We start from the raw sequence: 19,101 nt of genomic DNA, 5'->3' as shown, positions 1-19,101 counted from the left end.
CCCCAGCCCGCCGATGCCCGCCTCGCCCCGCTGGAGCGGACCGCAACGCCGCATTGGCCTCACCGGCGGGATCGCGAGTGGCAAAAGCACCGTGGCCCGTTGGCTGGAGCAGCAGGGGCTGCCGGTGCTGGATGCGGATGTGTATGCGCGGGAGGCGTTGGCTCCGGGGACTGCCGGTGCGGCTGCGGTGCTTGAGCGTTATGGGGAGGTGGTGCGGGGCGAAGGCAGCGCTGCCGCAGCGGGCGTGATCAATCGAGCGGCACTGGGCCAGATCGTGTTCAACGCTCCCCAGGAACGAAGCTGGCTGGAGCAACTGGTGCACCCGCTGGTGCGCGCACGGTTTGAAGACGAGCTCGCCAGGCTGGCGAGCGCCCCAGCGGTGGTGCTGGTGGTTCCGCTGCTGTTTGAAGCCGGCCTCGAGGGCCTGTGCAGTGAGGTGTGGCTGGTGGACTGCGAACCGGAGCAGCAGCTGGAGCGCCTGATGCAACGCGATGGGCTCAGCGAAGCGGCGGCGGAGGCGCGCATCCAGGCCCAGTGGCCCCTGGAGCGCAAACGGCCCTTGGCCGATCAGCTGATCGACAACCGCACAGACCCCAGCCAACTTCCAGCACGGCTCGGCCACCTGCTCAAAGCATCAGCGCTGGACGGATAACTCCCGCTGGACCAGAGGCCTGAGCTCCAGCAAACGCTCCAAGAGGTTGCTGTTGAGCAGAGGACCGCGCGGCGCCGGGCGCTCCAGCTCGGGCTGATCAGGGGCGCCGCAGGCTTGATGCTGGAGCACGAACCGCGATCCATCCACATGGAGCCCCAGCTGATGGGTGGAGCAGGTGTCGGAAGGCTGGGCTCCTGCCGGAACACCGAACGCGAGGCCGGCGGCAGAACAAGCAGCCAGCACAACGGCAACAGGGAGCCGAACAATCGAAGGAGCATGCATGGTGATTAGAGCGAGGGAGTGATCAAGCGGCGATTGCGACGCAGTCATCGAGCCGGAACCATCACGTAACCCCCCATGGGCTGCATGACCGATGCATTCGTATAGGTGCTGCCGTTTTGCTGGTACGCCAGTTGCAACTTCAGCTTCAGCAGTTCGATTTCCTGCTGTTGGCGCATCAACTCCAGCTCGGTGGTGCTAGGTGCAGCAACCTGCCACAAAGGCTGGGGCTGCACCTGCGGCTGGCGGTTCTGCGCATTCATGATCAGGCCTGTGGTCAGATTGCCGCCCAGGCCAATCAGCTGATCCTGGGTAACGTGCTGGCGGTCGCGGGCATTTTCCTTCGATTGCCAGTCACGCGCTGCGGTGCAATCACGACCGGAAGCATTGAATCCGCCACCATTACCGCTGATGTTCACCGAACCGGAATCACAGGCACCGTAAATCCCGAAGTTCTGAGCATGGGCCGCAGGTGCAGCGATCGACAGAGTGGCAGCACCAGCAAGCAGAGCGGCAGCGGCGGAAGCTTTGAGGGTCATGGCTTTGAAACGTGCGTGTGAGTGAGTGAATGAAGCGGTTGGGGCTGTTTCCTTCCGATACACCCAAGCTCGCCGACACAACCGCTCCAGCTATTGACCCCGCTCATCCAGCCCTGTGCCGTTGATCACAGGGAAGCGAAGCCTGAGCCGAAGCCCTTCAACTTTCTATGCAGGACTTGGCTCGCCCGCATCGAAACCGATCTGCAATGCGACGACGTCTTTCAACGCGGCAAGCAAAACCGCACACACGCAGGTTCAAACAAGGCAATATTCATCCCCATGGCACACAGATAGAGACCACGACACATTCCGCAGCTGCAAAGAATAACGACAACCTTCGCAATGCAATGCAAGGACAAACATATAAGCACTTGCACAGCAAACGAGTCCGCCAGAACCAAGTTAATCGAATGCCTAAAAGCAAGGAAGACAGAAAAACATCGAAAAAGCCAGGATCGCTTTCATGGCCTAGCCATTACGACCCGGCAGCGCCCTAAACCATTTGGTGATCACCCACTTCTCACCCTCCTCTACAGGCATCGCCTCATGCAAGGTATAGGGATTCGGAGAGCCATCTGCCATCAAATTATTCCAAGCTAGGGCAAAGCCCTGGATGGGCGAATAGCAACGATTTAAATGCTTAAAACAAGTTTTACCACCACGCTGAACGGTATTCAAATAGATCATAACTGTCCAGGTACGTTGTCCACCAGGATGGGCATGTTCAGAAAACTCCTCGGTGCCTGGAGCGAACCAATCGGTATGCTCCTTGAAATATTGACCTGGCCCATAGCACTGTCCCTGCAAAGGCTCCGACAGACTCGGATCCACACCTAGAAGACTTGATAAGTATTGATCAATTCTCGCAGAAAGCCCCGAATCACTATCGTGAAGATGGCAGGTACGGCTTGTCCGATAAGCACTCTCGCCCCGCGTGACCGATGAGGGCACGAGTTGTCGATTAATAGCACCAATCAATAATTCACAATCTTCTCGACTCAGCAGGTCAGGCAATTCATAGATTTGAGCCAAGGCCGTATCAAGCTTCCAAGCCCTAGGCGCGTGATCGGGCTTTGTCAGAGGCGCTTCAAACCACTGCAACCAGCTCAGGACACTCGTTGAATCCTGATCCGCCAAATTGGCAGAATCGAACTTCGTTTCAGTCGCATCTGCGAGGGTCACCCCATTGTCCTCCCCGAGGCGATCCAGGAATGCCTCGAGCACCGAAGGTGAAAATCCACCATCCCGCTGTGCTCGCTCGATCATCCCTTGGCGATCACAACCGCGACTAAAGTTCAGGCGCAGCCATTCCTTCCAATCCTGAGGAATCAATTCACAGCCTGAAGTGGCCAACTGGATACAATCCTGCTGAGCCTCTTCAAGACTTGAAAACTTGCACCGAAAGCCGGAATAAGGCGAAGGATCCCAGTCAACCGGACGCCAGTGAAAATACATATTTCGGTAGTATTTTCCATTAAAAGGCTGGACACGAGCGTGGGGACAAAGACTTTCGTAGAAAAGCATTTGACCAGGGCGAAAGCAGACTTCGTGAAGCTGTCCTTCGTGGTCAACAAAGTCTAGGGGCCATGAAGCAGGAGCATCATCGTCAACATGGACAATACAACTTACAACATGAGTATCAACGCGATCGCGATGCACATGCAACTTTGACCCCGGGCCATAACTACGAATGCCATAACCCCAACTACGCTCTAAGCGACACCCCGCCCAGGCCTCAATCAACGGGGTAATCTCAACATAAGCAAGCTCCATGAGCTCAGGGCTTATCGGTGCATAAGCAAGCTGCGGGGAAGAAGCCTTTGCAGAAGAAATTCCATGAACAACGGCTTGGCCATAGTCACCGTCAACCTGCGGAACCTCAAGAATAGGCTCAAAAATCATCGATTTATATTCACCAATCAAGGCCGACTGGAGCCTTCCGGGCGTTGGCACCAATTGAAACGGCTTATCCGCAAATCGTGGCAGTGACGGCATAGAAGAGATGCGATGACCAATTATAAGTTATTTTCTTTATCTGCCAACAGCCAGCCTCAGCCCTTCAGCTTCTGATTAAGGATCTGGTTCGCCAGCTTTGGATCGGCTTTGCCACCGGTTTTCTTCATCAGCTGACCCACGAAGAAGCCTTGCAGCTTGGTCTTACCGCCGCGGAAAGCCTCCACCTCCTCAGGGTGAGCGGCCAGCAGCTCCTCCACGATCGCCGTGATCGCCGCAGGGTCGCTGATCATGCCGAGGCCCTTGGCTTCCACGATCGCCGCCGGTGAGCCGCCCTTCTCCAGCAGCTCGGGCAGGATCTCCTTAGCGATCTTGCCGCTGATCTTGCCGCCATCGATCAGCTGCACCATCTCCGCCAGTTGCTCGGGGCGGAAGGGGAGCGTGGCGTAGGAGAGGCGATTGGCATTCACATAGGCAGCGATATCGCCGGTGATCCAATTGGCCAGGCCCTTGGGATCGGCACCGGCGGCGACGGCTGCCTCGAAGTATTCGGCCATCGGGCGCTCATCGGTGAGCACGCGGGCGTCGTACTGGGAGAGCCCCAGGGTTTCGGCATAGCGGTGGCGCTTGGCAGCAGGCAGCTCGGGCAACTCAGCACGCCAGCCTTCGCGCCGCTCGACGCTCACCTCGATCGGGCCCAGGTCGGGATCGGGGAAGTAGCGGTAATCGCTGGCACCTTCCTTGCCGCGCATGCTCTTGGTGAGCTGCTTGCCTTCATCCCAGAGGCGCGTTTCCTGCACCACCGGCTCGCCGCTCTCGTAGGCCTTGATCTGGCGCTGGATCTCGTACTCACAGGCCTTCTGGATGGCGGAGAACGAGTTCATGTTCTTGATCTCCACCTTCGTGCCGAAGGGGGCATCGGGCCCGCGGCGCACGGAGATGTTCACGTCGCAGCGCAGGGAACCCTCCTGCATGTTGCCGTCGCTCACGCCGAGATAGCGCATGATCCGGCGAATCTCGGAGGCATATTCCGCTGCCTCACGCCCGGTGCGCAGATCCGGCTTGCTCACGATCTCCGCAAGGGCCACACCGGCGCGGTTGTAATCCACCAGTGAATGGGTGGAGCCCGCCAGGCGATCGCTGCCGGCGTGCACGAGCTTGCCGGCGTCTTCTTCCATATGCAGGCGTTCGATGCCGATGCGCTTGAGGTAGGTGTCTTTGCCCTTCTCCGCCACCTCCACTTCAATCCAGCCTTCTTCGGCGATGGGCTCGTCGTACTGGGAGATCTGGTAGTTCTTCGGCAGGTCGGGATAGAAATATTGCTTGCGGTCGAACTTGCTGTGCTCGGCGATGTTGAGGTTGAGCGCCATCGCCGCCTTCACCGCATACTCCAGCACCTTCTGATTAAGCACCGGCAACGTGCCCGGCAGGCCACACACCACCGGATCGATGTGGGTGTTGGGGTCGTCGCCAAAGGCCGTGGAGGCACTGGTGAAGATCTTGCTGTTGGTGCCCAGCTGCACGTGGGTCTCCAGGCCGATCACGGCTTCCCAGGCGGCCTCAGCAGCCATGTGTCATCTCCAAGCGTGGGCCGATCCTATGGAAGGGCGCCGGTGGCCATCAACCGCTGCGGGCTGAAACACTGAAGTGCCCTTCGCCGCTGCCCCCCAGCCATGGCCGCCACCCCTGCGACCAACACCGATACGCCGGTGCTGATCCTGGGCGGGGGGTTGATGGGTCTGGCGATTGCCCATGCCCTGGCCAGAGGCGGCCGAGCTGTGGAAGTGCTGAGCCGCCGGCGCAGCGAAGCGGCGGGATTTGTGGCCGCCGGCATGCTCGCGCCCCATGCGGAGGGCCTCAGCGGCGCCCTGCTGCAGCTCGGCCAGCGCAGCCTGGAGCGCATCCCTGGCTGGGTGGCGCAGATTGAGGCCGACAGCGGCCTCAGCTGCGGCCTGCGACCCTGCGGAATCGTGGTGCCCTTTGCCACGGCCGCCGAGCGCGACGTGTACCCCACGGCCCCGTGGGGCGAGGCCCTGGATCGTGACGGCCTGGAGCGCGAACTGCCGGGTATCGGCCCCGGCTGGCAGGCCGGGCTGCTGTTCCGCCAGGACGGCCAGATCGACAACCGCCGCCAGCTGATGCGGGCGCTGGAGCGCGCCTGCGTGGAACTGGGTGTGCGCTTCCAGGAAGGCGTCGAGGTGCTGGAGCTCCTGCACAACAACCACCAGCTCACGGGCGTGCGGGTGCGTGATGCCGCGGCCCATGTGGAGACCCTGCAGACCGAGGCTGCGGTGCTCTGCAGCGGTGCCTGGAGCGCCCAACTGTTGCCCGAGCTGCCGGTGTTCCCGGTGAAGGGGCAGATGCTCTCGCTGCAGGGTCCACGGGAGGCCCTGCAGCGGGTGATCTTTGGACCTGGCACCTACCTCGTGCCCCGCGAAGACGGCCTGCTGGTGGTGGGCGCCACCAGCGAACGGGAAGCGGGCTTCACGGAAGGGCTCACTCCCTTCGGGCAGCGGCAGCTCCAGGCCGGAATCGAGGCCTTGCTGCCCGAGGCGAGCCAGTGGCCACCGATGGAGCGCTGGTGGGGCTTCAGGCCCTGCACCCCCGATGAAGGGCCGCTGCTGGGGGCCAGTCCGCTGAACGGGCTGCAGCTGGCCGCCGGTCACCACCGCAACGGTGTGCTGCTGGCGGCGATCACGGCCGAACTGCTGAGCGCCAACCTCAGCCCGGAAGGCTGCAACCCAGACCAACAGGCCCTGTTGGAGCTCTTCCGCTGGGATCGCTTCGGGGGATAAGCCTGCGCAACGGATCACCTCAAAGGGCAGTCAGAGCCCCGGACCCGCAGCAGCATGGGGATGCAACCGGGGCCAGACCTGCGCGATGGATCCGCTGCCCTTCTTCAACCTGCTGGCCTTGCTCTGCATGGGCCACTTCCTGGGTGATTTCGGTCTTCAGGGCGACCGCATGGCCCAGGAGAAATGTCCAGGCTGCTCTGGCAGCGTGTCGTGGCGCTGGTGGGTAAGCGCCCACGGGGGCATCCATGGGCTGCTGGTGGCGCTGATCACCGGCGTGCCCCTCCTGGGGCTCGCGGAATGGGGATTGCACACCCTGATTGATCTCGGCAAGTGCAGGCAGCGCTACTCGATGGGCGCTGATCAAGGCCTGCACCTGCTCTGCAAGCTGCTATGGGCAGCGCTGGCCACAGCCTGAGCCGCAGCCAGCACCACTCCCGGGCCTCAGCCCTCCACGCGCCAGGTCTGATCAGCGGGGGTCCAGTCACTCAGCTCGGAGGGCTGGAACCACAGACCGATCTCGAACTGGGCGGTTTCGGGAGCGTCGGAGCCGTGGATCACGTTGCGGCCGATGTTCACGGCCAGGTCACCGCGGATGGTGCCGGGCTCAGCTTCCAGGGGCTTGGTGGCGCCGATCAGCTTGCGGGCGCTGGCGATCACGCCATCGCCTTCCCACACCATCGCCACCACGGGGCCGGAGGTGATGAAGTCGACCAGGCCAGCGAAGAAAGGGCGCTCGCGGTGCACGCCGTAGTGGCTCTCGGCCAGCTCACGGCTGGGGGTGAGCTGCTTGAGGCCCACCAGCTTGAAGCCCTTGCGCTCGAAGCGGCCGAGGATCTCGCCCACCAGGCCGCGCTGCACGCCATCGGGCTTGATGGCAACAAAAGTGCGTTCAGCAGCCATGGAAACAAAAGGTTCAGATCCGGCCCATCGTCCGCGGCGGGGCTACCGGTTGGCAAGCACAGGCGCCAACACCCCGTAAGCCAGCAAACCAGGAAGCCAGTAAACTGGGTGCAAGGAGGCGGTGCCATGAAAACCACCATCGACCTTCCCGATGTGCTGGTGCAGCAGGCACGCCAGCGCGCACTCCAGCTGGGCCGCCCGTTTAAAGAGCTCGTGGCCGACTACATCCGCCAGGGATTGAGTGAGCTGCCCGTGGCGCCCACGGGATCCAGCTCAGGGGCCCTTGAGATCGCCCCCGATGGCCTGCCGCTGTTTCGCCGCGATCCCGCCAGCTCAGGCATCACGCCACCGCTGGAGCAACTGCTGGCCCTGGAGCAAAGCACCCTCGCCGAGGAGGACCGCCTGCGTGCCGGCCTGCCTGATTGACACCTGCGTATGGCTCGCCGTGAGCTTCGAGGCGCATCCCTGCCATCAGCAGACGCGCCAAGCCCTGCTGGAGGCCACACCGGATCAACCCTGGCTCTGGTGCCGGGCAAGCCAGCAGAGCTTTCTGCGCCTGGCCTCAACGCCAACACTGCTCAAGGCCTACGGAGTTCCGAAAGCCACCAACCGCGACGCCTTCCACGCCCTGCAAAGCCTCTCGGCTCTGCCGCAGGTGGCTGTTGTGGAGGAGCCACCCAACCTGATGCCGGGCTGGATGAAGCTCGCCTGCCTGGATCAGGCAGCGCCGAAACGTTGGATGGACGCCTATCTGGCTGCCTTCGCTGTGGCAGGCCACTGGAGGCTCATCACACTCGATCGCGACTTTCTGAACTTCGTGGATCACGGCCTGGATCTCCAGCTCCTCTGACCACACCATCCCCCTGGTGACAGCAGACCCCAAAATCAGGGCCTACCCGCACCTCCGCAGCCTGTGGTGACCGCCCCCTCCGCCATCGCAGGCCAGCAGCAGCGCTGGACTCCCGCCGACAGCGCCGAGCTCTATGGCCTCACCCGTTGGGGCGAGCCCTACTTCTCCGTGAACGCGCGCGGCCACATCAGCGTGCAGCCCCAGGGAGAACGGGGCGGCAGTCTCGATCTACTGGAGCTGGTGCAAGGGCTGGAGGGCCGCAACCTCGGCCTGCCGCTGCTGATCCGCTTCGACGACATCCTCGAAGATCGGCTCGAGCGCCTGCACGCCGCCTTTGAGCGCGCCATCGCGCAATACGGCTACGCCGGCCGCTACCAGGGCGTGTTTCCGGTGAAGTGCAACCAGCAGCGCCACGTGGTGGAGGAGCTGGTGGCCTGCGGCAAGCGTTGGCACTTCGGCCTGGAGGCCGGCAGCAAAGCGGAGCTGCTGATTGCCCTCTCGCTGATCGACGACCCGGAAGCGCTGTTGATCTGCAACGGCTACAAAGACCAGCGCTACATCGAAACCGCGATCCTGGCCCGCCGCCTCGGCCGCCAGCCGGTGGTGGTGATCGAGCAGGCCGATGAGGTGGAGCGGATCATCAGCGCCAGCAAAGCCCTGGGTGCGGCTCCGTTTATTGGTGTACGCGCCAAACTCTCCAGCCGCAGCACCGGCCGCTGGGGAAGCTCAGTGGGCGACAAGGCCAAGTTCGGCCTGTCGATCCCCGATCTGCTCGCCACTGTGGAGGCCCTGCGGGCCGCCGATCTACTGGGGGATCTGCGCCTGCTCCACTTCCACGTGGGCAGTCAGATCAACGACATCGCCGTGCTCAAAGACGCCCTGCAGGAAGCCGGGCAGATCTACGTGGAGCTCACCAAACAGGGAGCCCCGATGGGCTTCCTGGATGTGGGCGGCGGCTTGGGCATCGACTACGACGGCAGCCGCACCGCCACCGCCGCCTCCACCAACTACTCACTGCAGAACTACGCCAACGATGTGGTGGCCACGGTGCGCGAGTGCTGCGAGCCCCATGGGGTGAGCGTGCCCACACTGGTGAGCGAGAGCGGCCGCGCCATCGCCAGCCACTTCTCGGTGCTGGTGTTCAACGTGCTGGGCAGCGCCGCCATGCCCGGCGCCGTGCCGGCCAAGCAGGAGAACGAACCACTCACGGTGCGCAACCTGCGGGAGACGTTAAGCGGCATCACAGCAACAGCCGCGAGCGATGAGGGCGTGCTCTCGCGGCTGCAGGAAGCCTGGAACGACGCGATAAAGTTCAAGGAGGATGCACTGGCGGCCTTCCGCCTGGGCTACATCTCGCTGCCACAGCGGGCGATGGCCGAACAGCTCACCTGGGCCTGCGCCGAAGCGATCGTGGCCCGCCTGCCCCGCGGCGGCACCATCCCCGACGACCTGCGCCAGCTGCGGGCTGCCATGGCCGGCACCTACTACGCCAACCTCTCAGTGTTCCGTTCAGCCCCAGACACCTGGGCGATCGAGCAGCTGTTCCCGCTGATGCCGATCCACCGGCTGGATGAGGAACCCACTCAACTAGGACATTTCGCCGACCTCACCTGCGACTCCGACGGCAAGCTCGCCCGCTTCATCGGCGACGGCCAAGCCAAACCGCTGCTGGAGCTGCATGCCCTGCACCCCGGCGAGCCCTATCTGATCGGGATGTTCCTCGGTGGTGCTTACCAGGAAGTGATGGGCAACCTGCACAACCTGTTCGGCAGCACCAATGCCGTGCACATCCGCCTGGCCCCCGGCGGCGGCTACCAACTGGATCATGTGGTGCGCGGCAACACCAACGCCGAGGTGCTCGAGGCGATGGAACACGACCCCGAACTGCTGCTGGAGCGGCTGCGGGTGGCCAGCGAGGCAGCGATCCAACGGGGCCAGCTGAAGATCAGCGAAGCGCGCCGCCTGATGGATCACCTGGAAACCAGCCTGCGCCAGACCACGTATTTGCAGGAGTAGCGGCCGGGGGTGTGAGCTGAATCACAGCGGCCATCGCCGTGGGTCACCGCAACACCCGGCCAAAGCGGAGAGGGTGACACCAGATCACCCCACAACCGCCATGACCTTCTCCCTCCCCGGCTTCGATCAGTGGAGCTTCCAGGCCGTGATGTTAGGCAGTTTGCTGGTGCTGGAAGCCCTGAGCGCCGATCAGAAGCTGAGCACCGTGCTGGAACCGATGGATTCCACGCGGGCCCGCGCCCATGAGCTGATCAACCGCCCTTGCTGTGCGCTGGCAGCAGCCCACGCTTGATCAGGGGCTGGAGATCCGTGATCCGCAGCGCACCATCCAGCTCCTCCACCGTGCCGCGGCTGCGCAGTTTGCTCAGGGTGCGCGACGCCGTTTCCCGCGCCAGACCAGCCAGCAAGCCCAGCTCCCGCTGCGCCAGGGCCGGAATCAGAGCCTGGGGATCATTGGCTGCACTGCTGCGCCTGGCCAAGTAGGCCAGGGCATCGAGCAGCCGGGTGGTGGCATCGCTGCTTTGAATGGCGAAACGCTGGTTGAGATCCCGCAGGCGCGAGGCCTCCAGCCGCGCCAGAGCCAAGGCAAAGCCAGCGTCCTGCTGCAGCAACGCCGCAAAGGGAGCCGCCCGCAGCTTCACCAAGGTCACGGGGGTGAGTGCCACCACATCAGCGGAGCGAGCGGAACCATCGAGGGCCGCCATCTCCCCGAACACATCGCCCTCCCCCAACACCGACATCACCACCTCATCGCCATCGGCGGTGTAGCTGCGCACCTTGGCCATACCGCTGCGGAGCAGGAACAAGGATTCACCCCAGTCCTGCTCCATCACGAACACCTGCTCGGAGCCATGGCTGCTCTGCAAATGGCGATCGAGCAGTTGGGCGCACTGCTCGGCGCTGAGGGAAGCAAACAGCGGCCAGGCCTGCAGCTGCTCAAGGGTGAAATCGGCCATGACCACGCAGGAGAGCGACACCACCGCAGTTGCAGTGGCCAGTCTGGAGCAACCCCACCAGGATGAGCACACGCCGCAGAGCGCCGATGTTCGGGATCGAATCGCAACGCAGCATCGTGCGCGAACGGATGAAGCTCCTGCTCGCCGCCCACGACAGCGAGATCGTGCCCGTAGAGATCCGCGCAGAGCCTGGCGAGCTGTTGCTGCGCCAGGGCGCCCCAGCCGAACGGGTGCTCCTGCTCACCGAAGGCACCGTGGCGATCCAGGTGCGCCAGAGCGATGGGGCACCGCACACCCTCGCGATCGTGGAGGCTGAGGAGTTGCTGGGCGAAATGGGGCTGTTCGGCAACGGCGTGCATTCCGCCGATGTGCAGGTGCTCGAGGCGCCCGCTCAGTTGATCGCTGTGGATAGCAACCAGCTGCTCAAGGCCATGTTGTTTGATGCCGACCTCTCGATCGAACTGCTCAACCTGATCAGCCAACGCTGCCTGCAGGGCAATGAGCTGGTGGGGCTACTGCTCGATGGCATCAAGGCCGCCCACAACGGCGATCGCGCGCTGTTAGGCCAGACCTGCGCCGCACTGCGGCATCGCCGCCACTCGATCGCCGCCGCGGCCGATCAATTGGAAGCCCTGCTGCAATGAAAACCGGCCCGCCGCTCCTGGATCAGCTTCTGCAGCTGCAGGCACCGCTCTTCGCCGGCATCGACCCCACACTGCTGCAGGCATGGCTGGCGGCGGCGGAGCTGCGCTGCCACGCCCGCGGCACCACGGTGCTGAGGGCCGATCAATTGAACAGCCAAACCTTCCTGGTGCTGTCTGGCGAGTTGGTCGTGAGCCTGCAGCAGGGAGGCACGGCGGCCTTGGCGCGCATTGGCCCCGGCGACTGCGTGGGCGAAGGTCAACGCTCACCCAGGGCGACACCACCGCTTGGGTGCGCTGCGAGCAGCCGAGCGAACTCTGGGTGATGGAACGCCAAGAGCTCCTGACCTGGTCGCAGCAATCTCACCAACTTGCGCTCAATTTGCTGCAGCTCCTCGGCGAGCGACTGCGCCACTCCAACCTGCATGCCCGAGGCGCGCAGGCGCTCAATCAACAGCTGCAAACCCGTGCCCTCAGCGATGCCCTCACCGGCGCCCTGAATCGCCACTGGCTCGAGCAACAGCGCAGCGCCCTAGAGCAATGCCCGCAGCTGGCGTTGCTGTTGGTGGATATCGACCACTTCAAGGCCATCAACGACACCCATGGCCACAGCTGCGGCGATGCCGTACTGCAGGCCGTGGCCAAAGCATTGCGCCATGGGATTCGGCCCAGCGATGCCTTGGTGCGGTTGGGGGGCGAGGAATTCCTGGTGATCTGCCAGCACGACACAGAGCCCGAGGCCGCGCACGGGCTGGGGGAGCGGCACCGCCAAACGGTGGAGAAACTCCGCAGCGAAGCATTGCCGCCCGTGACGATCTCGATCGGCGTGGCGCTGCGGACCCCGGATGAAGCCTGGGGCGATCAGCTGGAGCGTGCCGATGCTGCCCTCTACCGCGCCAAAGGCAGCGGTCGCAACCGGGTGGAACTCGGCTAAACGCAGCAGCTGGGGTGGGCCATCAGCTCATGGGCCACGTCGTAGGGCGCATCCTGGGGCTGAAGCCAGGTGGAGCAGTGCAAGGGCTCATCGCCCGGGAGCTCCGCATCGCGGCAGCCCTCCAAGCGCAGACGGCTCCCCAGCAGCACCAGCTGGAAGCTCCAATGCTGACGGGCGTGGATTTCAAAGCTGCTGGCCATGGCGTGCAGCTCCTCGGCGTTCGATACCAACAGGATTCCCCCGCTGGTTCAGGGCGCCAGCCGGCAGGAACGGTTCCTGATCCGGCTGCAGGCGCCGCAGGGATTAGCCCAGCGCCGCCGTGAGCTCCGTGCGGGCCTGCTCCAGCGCTCCATCCAGCGCGGCCCCATCGCGCCCACCCGCTTGAGCCAGGTTGGGCCGGCCGCCGCCGCCACCGCCGCAGGCCTTGGCAATCCCACCGATGAACTTGCCGGCCTGCTGGCCCTTGGCGATCACGGCCTTCCCGAAGGCGGCCACCAGGATCACCTTGCCCAGGTCCGCGGGATCGGGCAGGCCGCCGAGCACCACGGCGGCGGCATCACCCAGCTGATCCACCAGCCCCTGCGCCGCGCTCTGCAGGCCGCCACCCTCCACACCATCGAGGCGGGCCACTAGCAGTTGGTGCTCGCCAAGGGCCACGGCCTGCGCCATCAGTGCCGCTGATTTCGCCAGGGCCAGCTCCTCGCGTGCCGCGGCCAAGGCCTTCTGGCTGGCCTTGAGCTCATCAGCCAGCTGCCCCACCCGCTCCACGATCTCAGCGGGCTGGGCCTTGAAGCGCTCACCCAGCTGCTTCACCACCCCATCGCGCTCGTTGAGATAAGCGAGCACCGCAGGGCCAGCCACGGCCTCGATGCGGCGGATTCCGGCGGCCACGCCGCTCTCGCTCACGATCTTGAACAGGCCGATCTCAGCAGTGTTGGCCACGTGGGTGCCGCCGCAGAGCTCCATCGACACGCCGGGGACATCCACAACGCGCACCACATCGGCGTACTTCTCGCCGAACATCGCCACCGCGCCGGCGGCCTTGGCCTTCTCGATCGCCATCTCCTGCACCTCGAGGCTGTGGGCCTCGCTGATCCAGCCGTTGATCAGGCTCTCGATTTGCTCGAGCTCCGCGGCACTCACGGCGCGGGGGCAGTGGAAGTCGAAGCGGAGGCGATCGAAATCCACCAGGGAGCCGGCCTGGCCGATGCCCGGATCCACCACCTGCTTCAGCGCCGCCTGCAGCAGGTGCGTAGCCGTGTGATTGGCCTGGGCGCGGCGGCGGCAAGCGCGGTCCACCTGGCCGTGCACCACATCGCCAACGCTCAGGCTGCCGCGCTCAATCCGGCCGCTGTGCACGAACACGCTGCGGTTGCGGCTCACGGCATCGATCGCGACGATCAGGCCGTTGCCATCGGGACCGTCGCCGCTGAGCACGCCGCGATCCCCCACCTGGCCGCCGCCCTCGCCATAGAAGGGCGTGGTGTCAAGCACCACCTGCACGTTGTCGCCAGCCACGGCGCACTCGGCCGGTTCGCCGTTCACCACCAGCGCCTGCACGGAACTGCTGTGCTCGAGCAGCTCATAACCGCGGAAGGCGGTGGCCTCCAGATCGCCCGCCACCTGATCGATGGCTTCCTGCAGGGTGAGATCGATGCTCACCGCCGCCGCCTTAGCGCGCTGGCGTTGAGCCTCCATCGCCGCTTCAAAGCCTTCGAGATCCACCGTGAGGCCGTGCTCCTCAGCGATCTCTTCGGTGAGCTCCAGAGGGAAGCCGTAGGTGTCGTAAAGCTCAAAGGCCTGCTCGCCTGAGATCTTCTTCGGCTTGGCCGCCAGCACATCGGCCAGCAGCTTCTCGCCCCGCTCCAGGGTTTCCAGGAAGCGGGCCTCCTCGCGGGCCAGCTCCGCCAGGATCACTTCACGGCGCTCCAGCAGCTGCGGGTAGGCGGCCCGCATCAGCGTGATAGACGCCTCTCCCATCGCCGTCAGGAACGGCTTGTCGATGCCGAGGAGCCGTCCGTGGCGCACCACACGGCGCAGCAGGCGGCGCAGGATGTAGCCACGGCCGAGATTGCTGGCGGTCACGCCATCGCAGATCAGCTGGGTGATGGCGCGGGAGTGATCGCCGATCACCTTGAGGCTGGTTTTGCCCTTCTCATCGAGGGCGCGATAGTCCACGCCCGCCAGTCCCGCCGCTGTTTCAATCAGCGGATAGATCAGGTCGGTTTCGTAGTTGTTGGGTACTGCCTGCAGGATCTGAGCCATGCGCTCAAGGCCCATGCCGGTGTCGATGTTGCGGTTGGCCAGCGGCGTGAGGGTGCCCTCCGCGTCGCGGTTGTACTGCATGAACACCAGGTTGTAGAACTCGATGAAACGCGAGTCGTCTTCGAGGTCGATGCCGTCGTCGCCGAGTTCGGGCTTGAAGTCGTAATAGATCTCCGAGCAGGGGCCGCAGGGGCCAGTGGGGCCGGACGCCCAGAAGTTGTCGGCCTCATCCATGCGGATGATGCGCTTGGGGTTCACCCCCACCACATCACGCCAGATCACCTCGGCTTCGTCGTCCTCACGGAACACGCTCACCACGAGGTTCTTCGGGCTGAGGCCGAACACACTGGTGCTCAGCTCCCAGGCCCACTGAATCGCCTGCTCCTTGAAGTAGTCGCCGAAGGAGAAGTTGCCGAGCATCTCGAAGAACGTGTGATGCCGCGCCGTACGGCCCACGTTTTCGATGTCGTTGGTGCGAATGCACTTCTGGGAGCTGGTGGCCCGAGGGGCCGGCCGTTGCTGCTGCCCCAGAAACACCGGCTTAAACGGGAGCATGCCCGCGATGGTGAGCAGCACCGTGGGGTCTTCCGGCACCAGCGAGGCGCTGGCCATCGGCTTGTGGCCGCGCTGCTCGTAAAAATCGAGGAAGGCTGCGCGGATCTCAGCACCAGTGCGAGGGGCGGCGGCAGCCATGGCGAAGCAAGAAAAGCCTGAACCGGGCATGATCGCGCAGCATGAGCGCCCCCACCGACTCTTCCCGCGCGCAGCTGCGCCTGCGCTCGATCGCCTGGGCCCTAGGGGCTGGGCTGAGTGCCCTGGTGCTCGGGCTGCCCTTTGGGGTGGAGGCGGCGCTGCGGGCCGGCGGCTGCGGCTTCTTCTATGGCCTGCTGGCCTTCCACCTGCAGCGGGTCGACCCCGATGACAGCCACCTGCAGGCGGGCCTGGTGGGGGCTGTGTGCGGCATCCACAGCCTGGCGCTACCGCCCCTTAGCCCCTGGCCCTTGCCCTCTCCCTGGATGCAGAACTTGGCGTTGGTGGCGCCAACTGTGATGATGGAGCTCGTTCGTGCCTGGCTGCCGCTGATCGGCGCCGCACTTGTGCTGCACGGATCGCAGGTTCTGCCACGACTCGTCGCGGCGCGGACCACCACGATCCGGCAACCCTGACTCCCCAGGCCCCGCCTCCATGAGCCTGCTGCATGCCACCTGGCTGCCCGTCGTTCCGCGGGGCAGCTTCGCCAAGGGCAAGGCCCCCAGTGCGGGCCTGTTCATCTGGGCGGACACCTGGCGTGTGGCCGAGCCGGTGAGCCCGAGCAGCGAAGCGCCGCTCCACCCCCTCAGCCTCGATCTCGACGACCTGGCCACCTGGCTCGACGACAACCAGTTTTGGTCGGAAGACCTGCGCCAGGCCACCGTCACCCTCACCCTGCCCAGCCGCCAGCAGCTCAGCCGCGGCCAGAAAAGCGACAGCGCCGGCTCCTGGAGCGGCCTGCCCCTTCAGGCCGGCGAACCACTCCCCAAAGACCTCACCTGGTGGCCCTGGCAGCTGGAGGGCTGGTTCCTCAAGCCCGGCCCCGCCGCCGAATGGCTCAACCAGTTGCCCCTCTCCGGCACCGCCGCCGCGGGGCTGGGCGACGACCTGCTCTGGTGGTGCCATCTGCAGCGCTGGTGCCTCAGCCTGATTGCCCGCGGCCGTTGGCTGCCCGATGCCGCCGAGGGCAAAGCCAGCTGGCTGCCCCTGCTCAACCGCGAAGACGACCGCCGCCGCCTCGAAGACCTGGCCATCCGCATGCCCCAGGTGGTGGCCGCCTCCAGCGCCGAACCGCATCTGGCCTGCGGCAGGCCCCGCTCCAACCGCCTGTTGGTGGCCAGCATTGTGGAAAAGCTGGTGGATGGCCAGCTGCGCCACGCCTTTGCCCCCGGCGGCGAGGGGCTCGATCCCCTGCTGGCGGCCTGGGAAGAGGGCCTCGCCAGCCACGATGGCCGCATCCAGATCGACGAGGAAGACCAGGAACGCCTGGCCATCGCCAGCCACCACTGGCGCGAAACCGTGGCCGGCAAGGTGGAACCCGCGCGTGCCTGCCTTGAGCTGTTCACCCCGCCGGAAGGCGACGAGCTGTGGGAGCTGCGCTTTGGGCTGCAAGCGGAAGCCGACCCCACCCTGCGGGTGCCCGCCGGGATCGTGTGGGGCGCCGGCGACGGCAGCCTGGCCCTCGGCGAGATCCAGCTGGAGCAGCCCGGCGCGCTGCTGCTGGAGGGCCTGGGCCGGGCGTTGCTGGCCTTTGAGCCGATCGAACGGGGCCTCGATGCCGCCACCCCGGAAGCGATGCAGCTCACCCCGGCCGAAGCCTTCGTGCTGGTGCGCACCGCCGCGAGCCGCCTGCGGGATGTGGGCGTGGGCGTGGTGCTGCCCGCCAGCCTCTCGGGCGGCCTGGCTTCACGCCTAGGCCTGGCCATCACCGCCGAGCTCCCGGAGAAGTCGCGCGGCTTCACCCTCGGCGAAACGCTGGAGTGGCGCTGGGAATTCATGATCGGCGGCGTCACCCTCAACCTCAAGGATCTCGAGAAGCTGGCGGCCAAGCGCAGCCCGCTGGTGCAGCACAAGGGCGCCTGGATCGAACTGCGGCCCCTCGATCTCAAGAACGCCGAGAAGTTCTGCGCCGCCGAGCCCCCCTTCAGCCTCGATGACGCCCTGCGTATCACCGGCAACGAAGGCGAAACCTTGCAGCGCCTGCCGGTGCATGCCTTCACCGCGGGCCCGCGCCTGCAAGCGGTGCTGGAGCAATACCACCAGCAGAAGGCCCCCGATCCCCTGCCTGCCCCACCCGGATTCGCCGGCCAGCTGCGGCCGTATCAGGAGCGAGGCCTGGGCTGGCTCGCCTTCCTGCATCGCTTTGATCAGGGCGCCTGCCTGGCCGACGACATGGGCCTGGGCAAAACCATTCAGCTGCTGGCCTTCATCCAGCACCTCAAGGCCGAAGAGGAGCTGAAGCGCCCGGTGTTGCTGGTGGCCCCCACCTCGGTGCTCACCAACTGGAAGCGGGAGGCGGCAGCCTTCACCCCCGATCTGGTGGTGAACGAGCACTACGGTCCGCGCCGCCCCAACAGCCCCGAGGCGATCAAGAAAGCCCTCAAGGGCGTGGATCTGGTGCTCACCACCTACGGCCTGCTCCAACGCGACAGCGAACTGCTGGAGGCGATCGACTGGCAGGGCGTGGTGATCGATGAAGCGCAGGCGATTAAGAACCACAACGCCAAGCAATCGATGGCAGCGCGGGATCTGGGCCGCCCCGGCCGAGGCAGCAAATGCGGCCCCCGCTTCCGCATCGCCCTCACGGGCACACCGGTGGAAAACCGCGTCAGCGAACTGTGGGCGCTGATGGATTTCCTCAACCCCAAGGTGCTCGGCGATGAACCCTTCTTCCGCCAGCGCTACCGGCTGCCAATCGAGCGCTACGGCGATATGTCGTCGCTACGGGACCTCAAGAGCCGGGTGAGCCCCTTCATCCTGCGGCGCTTGAAAACCGACAAATCGATCATTTCCGATCTGCCGGAGAAGGTGGAACTGAGCGAATGGGTGGGGCTCGCTCCCGAGCAGAAGAAGCTCTACAACCAAACCGTGGAGGACAGCCTCGATGCGATCGCGCGGGCGCCGCTGGGGCAGAAGCATGGCCAGGTTCTGGCGCTGCTCACGAAGCTCAAGCAGATCTGCAACCACCCGGCCCTGGCCCTCAAGCAGGACCCCGACCCCAGCGATGCGGCCTTCTTCAAGGAGTTCGCCGCCCGCAGCGCCAAGGTGCAGCGGCTCGAAGAGATCCTCGAAGAGGTGATCGAAGCGGGCGATCGCGCCCTGCTGTTCACCCAGTTCGCCGAATGGGGCCACCTGCTCAAGGCGCACCTGGAGCAGAAGTGGAAACAACCGGTGCCGTTCCTCTACGGCAACACCAGCAAGGCCGAACGCCAGGCGATGGTGGATCGCTTCCAGGACGACCCGCGCGGTCCGCAGCTGTTCCTGCTCTCGCTCAAGGCTGGCGGCGTGGGCCTCAACCTCACCCGCGCCAGCCACGTGTTCCATATCGATCGCTGGTGGAACCCCGCCGTGGAAAACCAGGCCACCGACCGCGCCTACCGGATCGGCCAGCAGAACCGCGTACTGGTGCACAAATTCATCACCAGCGGCTCCGTGGAGGAGCGCATCGACCGGATGATCAAGGAGAAGTCGAAACTCGCCGAAGACATCGTGGGCTCCGGCGAAGACTGGCTCGGCGGCATGGACGTGAGCCAGCTCAAAGACCTGGTGACCCTCAGCGAGGACTGACGCG

19 protein-coding genes are annotated in these 19,101 nt (G+C 64.9%); 12 read left to right on the top strand and 7 right to left on the bottom strand.

Going from position 1 to position 19,101, the window contains the following annotated elements:
• Nucleotides 1–13 precede the first annotated feature (13 nt).
• Nucleotides 14–652, top strand: a complete 639-nt coding sequence (gene coaE, locus KUL97_RS11945) for a dephospho-CoA kinase (protein ID WP_217797173.1) — start codon at nucleotides 14–16, stop codon at nucleotides 650–652.
• A 326-nt stretch (nucleotides 653–978) separates the two neighbouring features.
• Here coaE and KUL97_RS11940 read toward each other — a convergent pair whose 3' ends face one another.
• The 3 genes from KUL97_RS11940 to gatB form a co-directional block, all read right to left on the bottom strand.
• A complete protein-coding gene (locus KUL97_RS11940) occupies nucleotides 979–1,470 on the bottom strand; it encodes a hypothetical protein (RefSeq protein ID WP_217797172.1) in 492 nt (163 codons plus the stop codon).
• 468 nt (nucleotides 1,471–1,938) lie between these two features.
• Nucleotides 1,939–3,423, bottom strand: a complete 1,485-nt coding sequence (locus KUL97_RS13905; protein ID WP_368656154.1) for a prolyl hydroxylase family protein — start codon at nucleotides 3,421–3,423, stop codon at nucleotides 1,939–1,941.
• A 98-nt stretch (nucleotides 3,424–3,521) separates the two neighbouring features.
• Complete coding sequence (gene gatB / locus KUL97_RS11930) at nucleotides 3,522–4,994, bottom strand: Asp-tRNA(Asn)/Glu-tRNA(Gln) amidotransferase subunit GatB (protein WP_217797171.1); 1,473 nt, start codon at nucleotides 4,992–4,994, stop codon at nucleotides 3,522–3,524.
• A 102-nt stretch (nucleotides 4,995–5,096) separates the two neighbouring features.
• Between gatB and KUL97_RS11925 the strand changes: the two genes are divergently transcribed.
• Complete coding sequence (locus KUL97_RS11925) at nucleotides 5,097–6,218, top strand: FAD-dependent oxidoreductase (RefSeq protein ID WP_217797170.1); 1,122 nt, start codon at nucleotides 5,097–5,099, stop codon at nucleotides 6,216–6,218.
• 85 nt (nucleotides 6,219–6,303) lie between these two features.
• On the top strand, nucleotides 6,304–6,633 hold the full coding sequence (locus tag KUL97_RS11920; RefSeq protein WP_217797169.1) for a DUF3307 domain-containing protein: 330 nt from the start codon (nucleotides 6,304–6,306) through the stop codon (nucleotides 6,631–6,633).
• A 26-nt stretch (nucleotides 6,634–6,659) separates the two neighbouring features.
• Here KUL97_RS11920 and ndk read toward each other — a convergent pair whose 3' ends face one another.
• A complete protein-coding gene (ndk, locus tag KUL97_RS11915; RefSeq protein ID WP_217797168.1) occupies nucleotides 6,660–7,118 on the bottom strand; it encodes a nucleoside-diphosphate kinase in 459 nt (152 codons plus the stop codon).
• Nucleotides 7,119–7,244: 126 nt separating this feature from the next.
• On the opposite strand from ndk, the gene KUL97_RS11910 reads away from it, so the two are divergent.
• The 4 genes from KUL97_RS11910 (at nucleotide 7,245) to KUL97_RS11895 (ending at nucleotide 10,276) form a co-directional block, all read left to right on the top strand.
• Nucleotides 7,245–7,544 carry a hypothetical protein gene (locus KUL97_RS11910; RefSeq protein ID WP_217797354.1) on the top strand — a complete coding sequence of 100 codons (300 nt, stop codon included), beginning with the start codon at nucleotides 7,245–7,247 and terminating at the stop codon, nucleotides 7,542–7,544.
• A gap of 19 nt (nucleotides 7,545–7,563) precedes the next feature.
• A complete protein-coding gene (locus KUL97_RS11905) occupies nucleotides 7,564–7,968 on the top strand; it encodes a TA system VapC family ribonuclease toxin (protein ID WP_368656153.1) in 405 nt (134 codons plus the stop codon).
• Nucleotides 7,969–8,052: 84 nt separating this feature from the next.
• Nucleotides 8,053–9,984 (top strand): biosynthetic arginine decarboxylase, encoded by a 1,932-nt coding sequence (speA, locus tag KUL97_RS11900; protein ID WP_217797333.1) that lies wholly within the window; start codon nucleotides 8,053–8,055, stop codon nucleotides 9,982–9,984.
• Between the two features lie 100 nt (nucleotides 9,985–10,084).
• Nucleotides 10,085–10,276, top strand: a complete 192-nt coding sequence (locus KUL97_RS11895; RefSeq protein ID WP_217797166.1) for a hypothetical protein — start codon at nucleotides 10,085–10,087, stop codon at nucleotides 10,274–10,276.
• Here the strand turns inward: KUL97_RS11895 and KUL97_RS11890 are convergent.
• Entirely contained in the window at nucleotides 10,236–10,940 is a 705-nt protein-coding gene (locus KUL97_RS11890; protein ID WP_217797332.1) for a Crp/Fnr family transcriptional regulator, read from the bottom strand. The two genes, KUL97_RS11895 and KUL97_RS11890, sit on opposite strands and share 41 nt — an antisense overlap.
• A gap of 86 nt (nucleotides 10,941–11,026) precedes the next feature.
• Here KUL97_RS11890 and KUL97_RS11885 point away from each other — a divergent pair, with 86 nt between their 5' ends.
• Genes KUL97_RS11885 through KUL97_RS11875 form a run of 3 tightly spaced genes read left to right on the top strand, consistent with a single transcriptional unit; the run spans nucleotide 11,027 to nucleotide 12,515 of the window.
• The gene (locus KUL97_RS11885) at nucleotides 11,027–11,584 is read left to right on the top strand and encodes a cyclic nucleotide-binding domain-containing protein (protein ID WP_217797165.1); all 558 of its coding nucleotides are present in this window, start codon (nucleotides 11,027–11,029) and stop codon (nucleotides 11,582–11,584) included.
• A complete protein-coding gene (locus KUL97_RS11880) occupies nucleotides 11,581–11,907 on the top strand; it encodes a cyclic nucleotide-binding domain-containing protein (RefSeq protein ID WP_217797164.1) in 327 nt (108 codons plus the stop codon). Before KUL97_RS11885 ends, KUL97_RS11880 begins: the two co-directional genes overlap by 4 nt.
• 56 nt (nucleotides 11,908–11,963) lie before the next feature.
• A complete protein-coding gene (locus KUL97_RS11875; RefSeq protein ID WP_217797163.1) occupies nucleotides 11,964–12,515 on the top strand; it encodes a GGDEF domain-containing protein in 552 nt (183 codons plus the stop codon).
• On the opposite strand, the gene KUL97_RS11870 is transcribed toward KUL97_RS11875, so the two are convergent.
• Both KUL97_RS11870 and alaS read right to left on the bottom strand, forming a co-directional pair.
• Nucleotides 12,512–12,745 carry a hypothetical protein gene (locus tag KUL97_RS11870; RefSeq protein ID WP_254896435.1) on the bottom strand — a complete coding sequence of 78 codons (234 nt, stop codon included), beginning with the start codon at nucleotides 12,743–12,745 and terminating at the stop codon, nucleotides 12,512–12,514. The two genes, KUL97_RS11875 and KUL97_RS11870, sit on opposite strands and share 4 nt — an antisense overlap.
• Nucleotides 12,746–12,818: 73 nt before the next feature.
• Complete coding sequence (gene alaS, locus KUL97_RS11865; RefSeq protein ID WP_254896434.1) at nucleotides 12,819–15,473, bottom strand: alanine--tRNA ligase; 2,655 nt, start codon at nucleotides 15,471–15,473, stop codon at nucleotides 12,819–12,821.
• Between the two features lie 41 nt (nucleotides 15,474–15,514).
• Between alaS and KUL97_RS11860 the strand changes: the two genes are divergently transcribed.
• Nucleotides 15,515–15,946, top strand: coding sequence for a hypothetical protein (locus KUL97_RS11860; protein ID WP_217797161.1), 432 nt, complete (start codon nucleotides 15,515–15,517; stop codon nucleotides 15,944–15,946).
• Nucleotides 15,947–15,965: 19 nt separating this feature from the next.
• Nucleotides 15,966–19,097, top strand: a complete 3,132-nt coding sequence (locus KUL97_RS11855; RefSeq protein ID WP_217797160.1) for a DEAD/DEAH box helicase — start codon at nucleotides 15,966–15,968, stop codon at nucleotides 19,095–19,097.
• The last annotated feature ends 4 nt before the right edge of the window (nucleotides 19,098–19,101 follow it).

The organism is Synechococcus sp. HK05, assembly GCF_019104765.1.
Taxonomy (GTDB): domain Bacteria; phylum Cyanobacteriota; class Cyanobacteriia; order PCC-6307; family Cyanobiaceae; genus Vulcanococcus.
The sequence above is the reverse complement of the archived record's forward strand: the minus strand, read 5'-3'. Positions and strand labels throughout refer to the sequence as shown.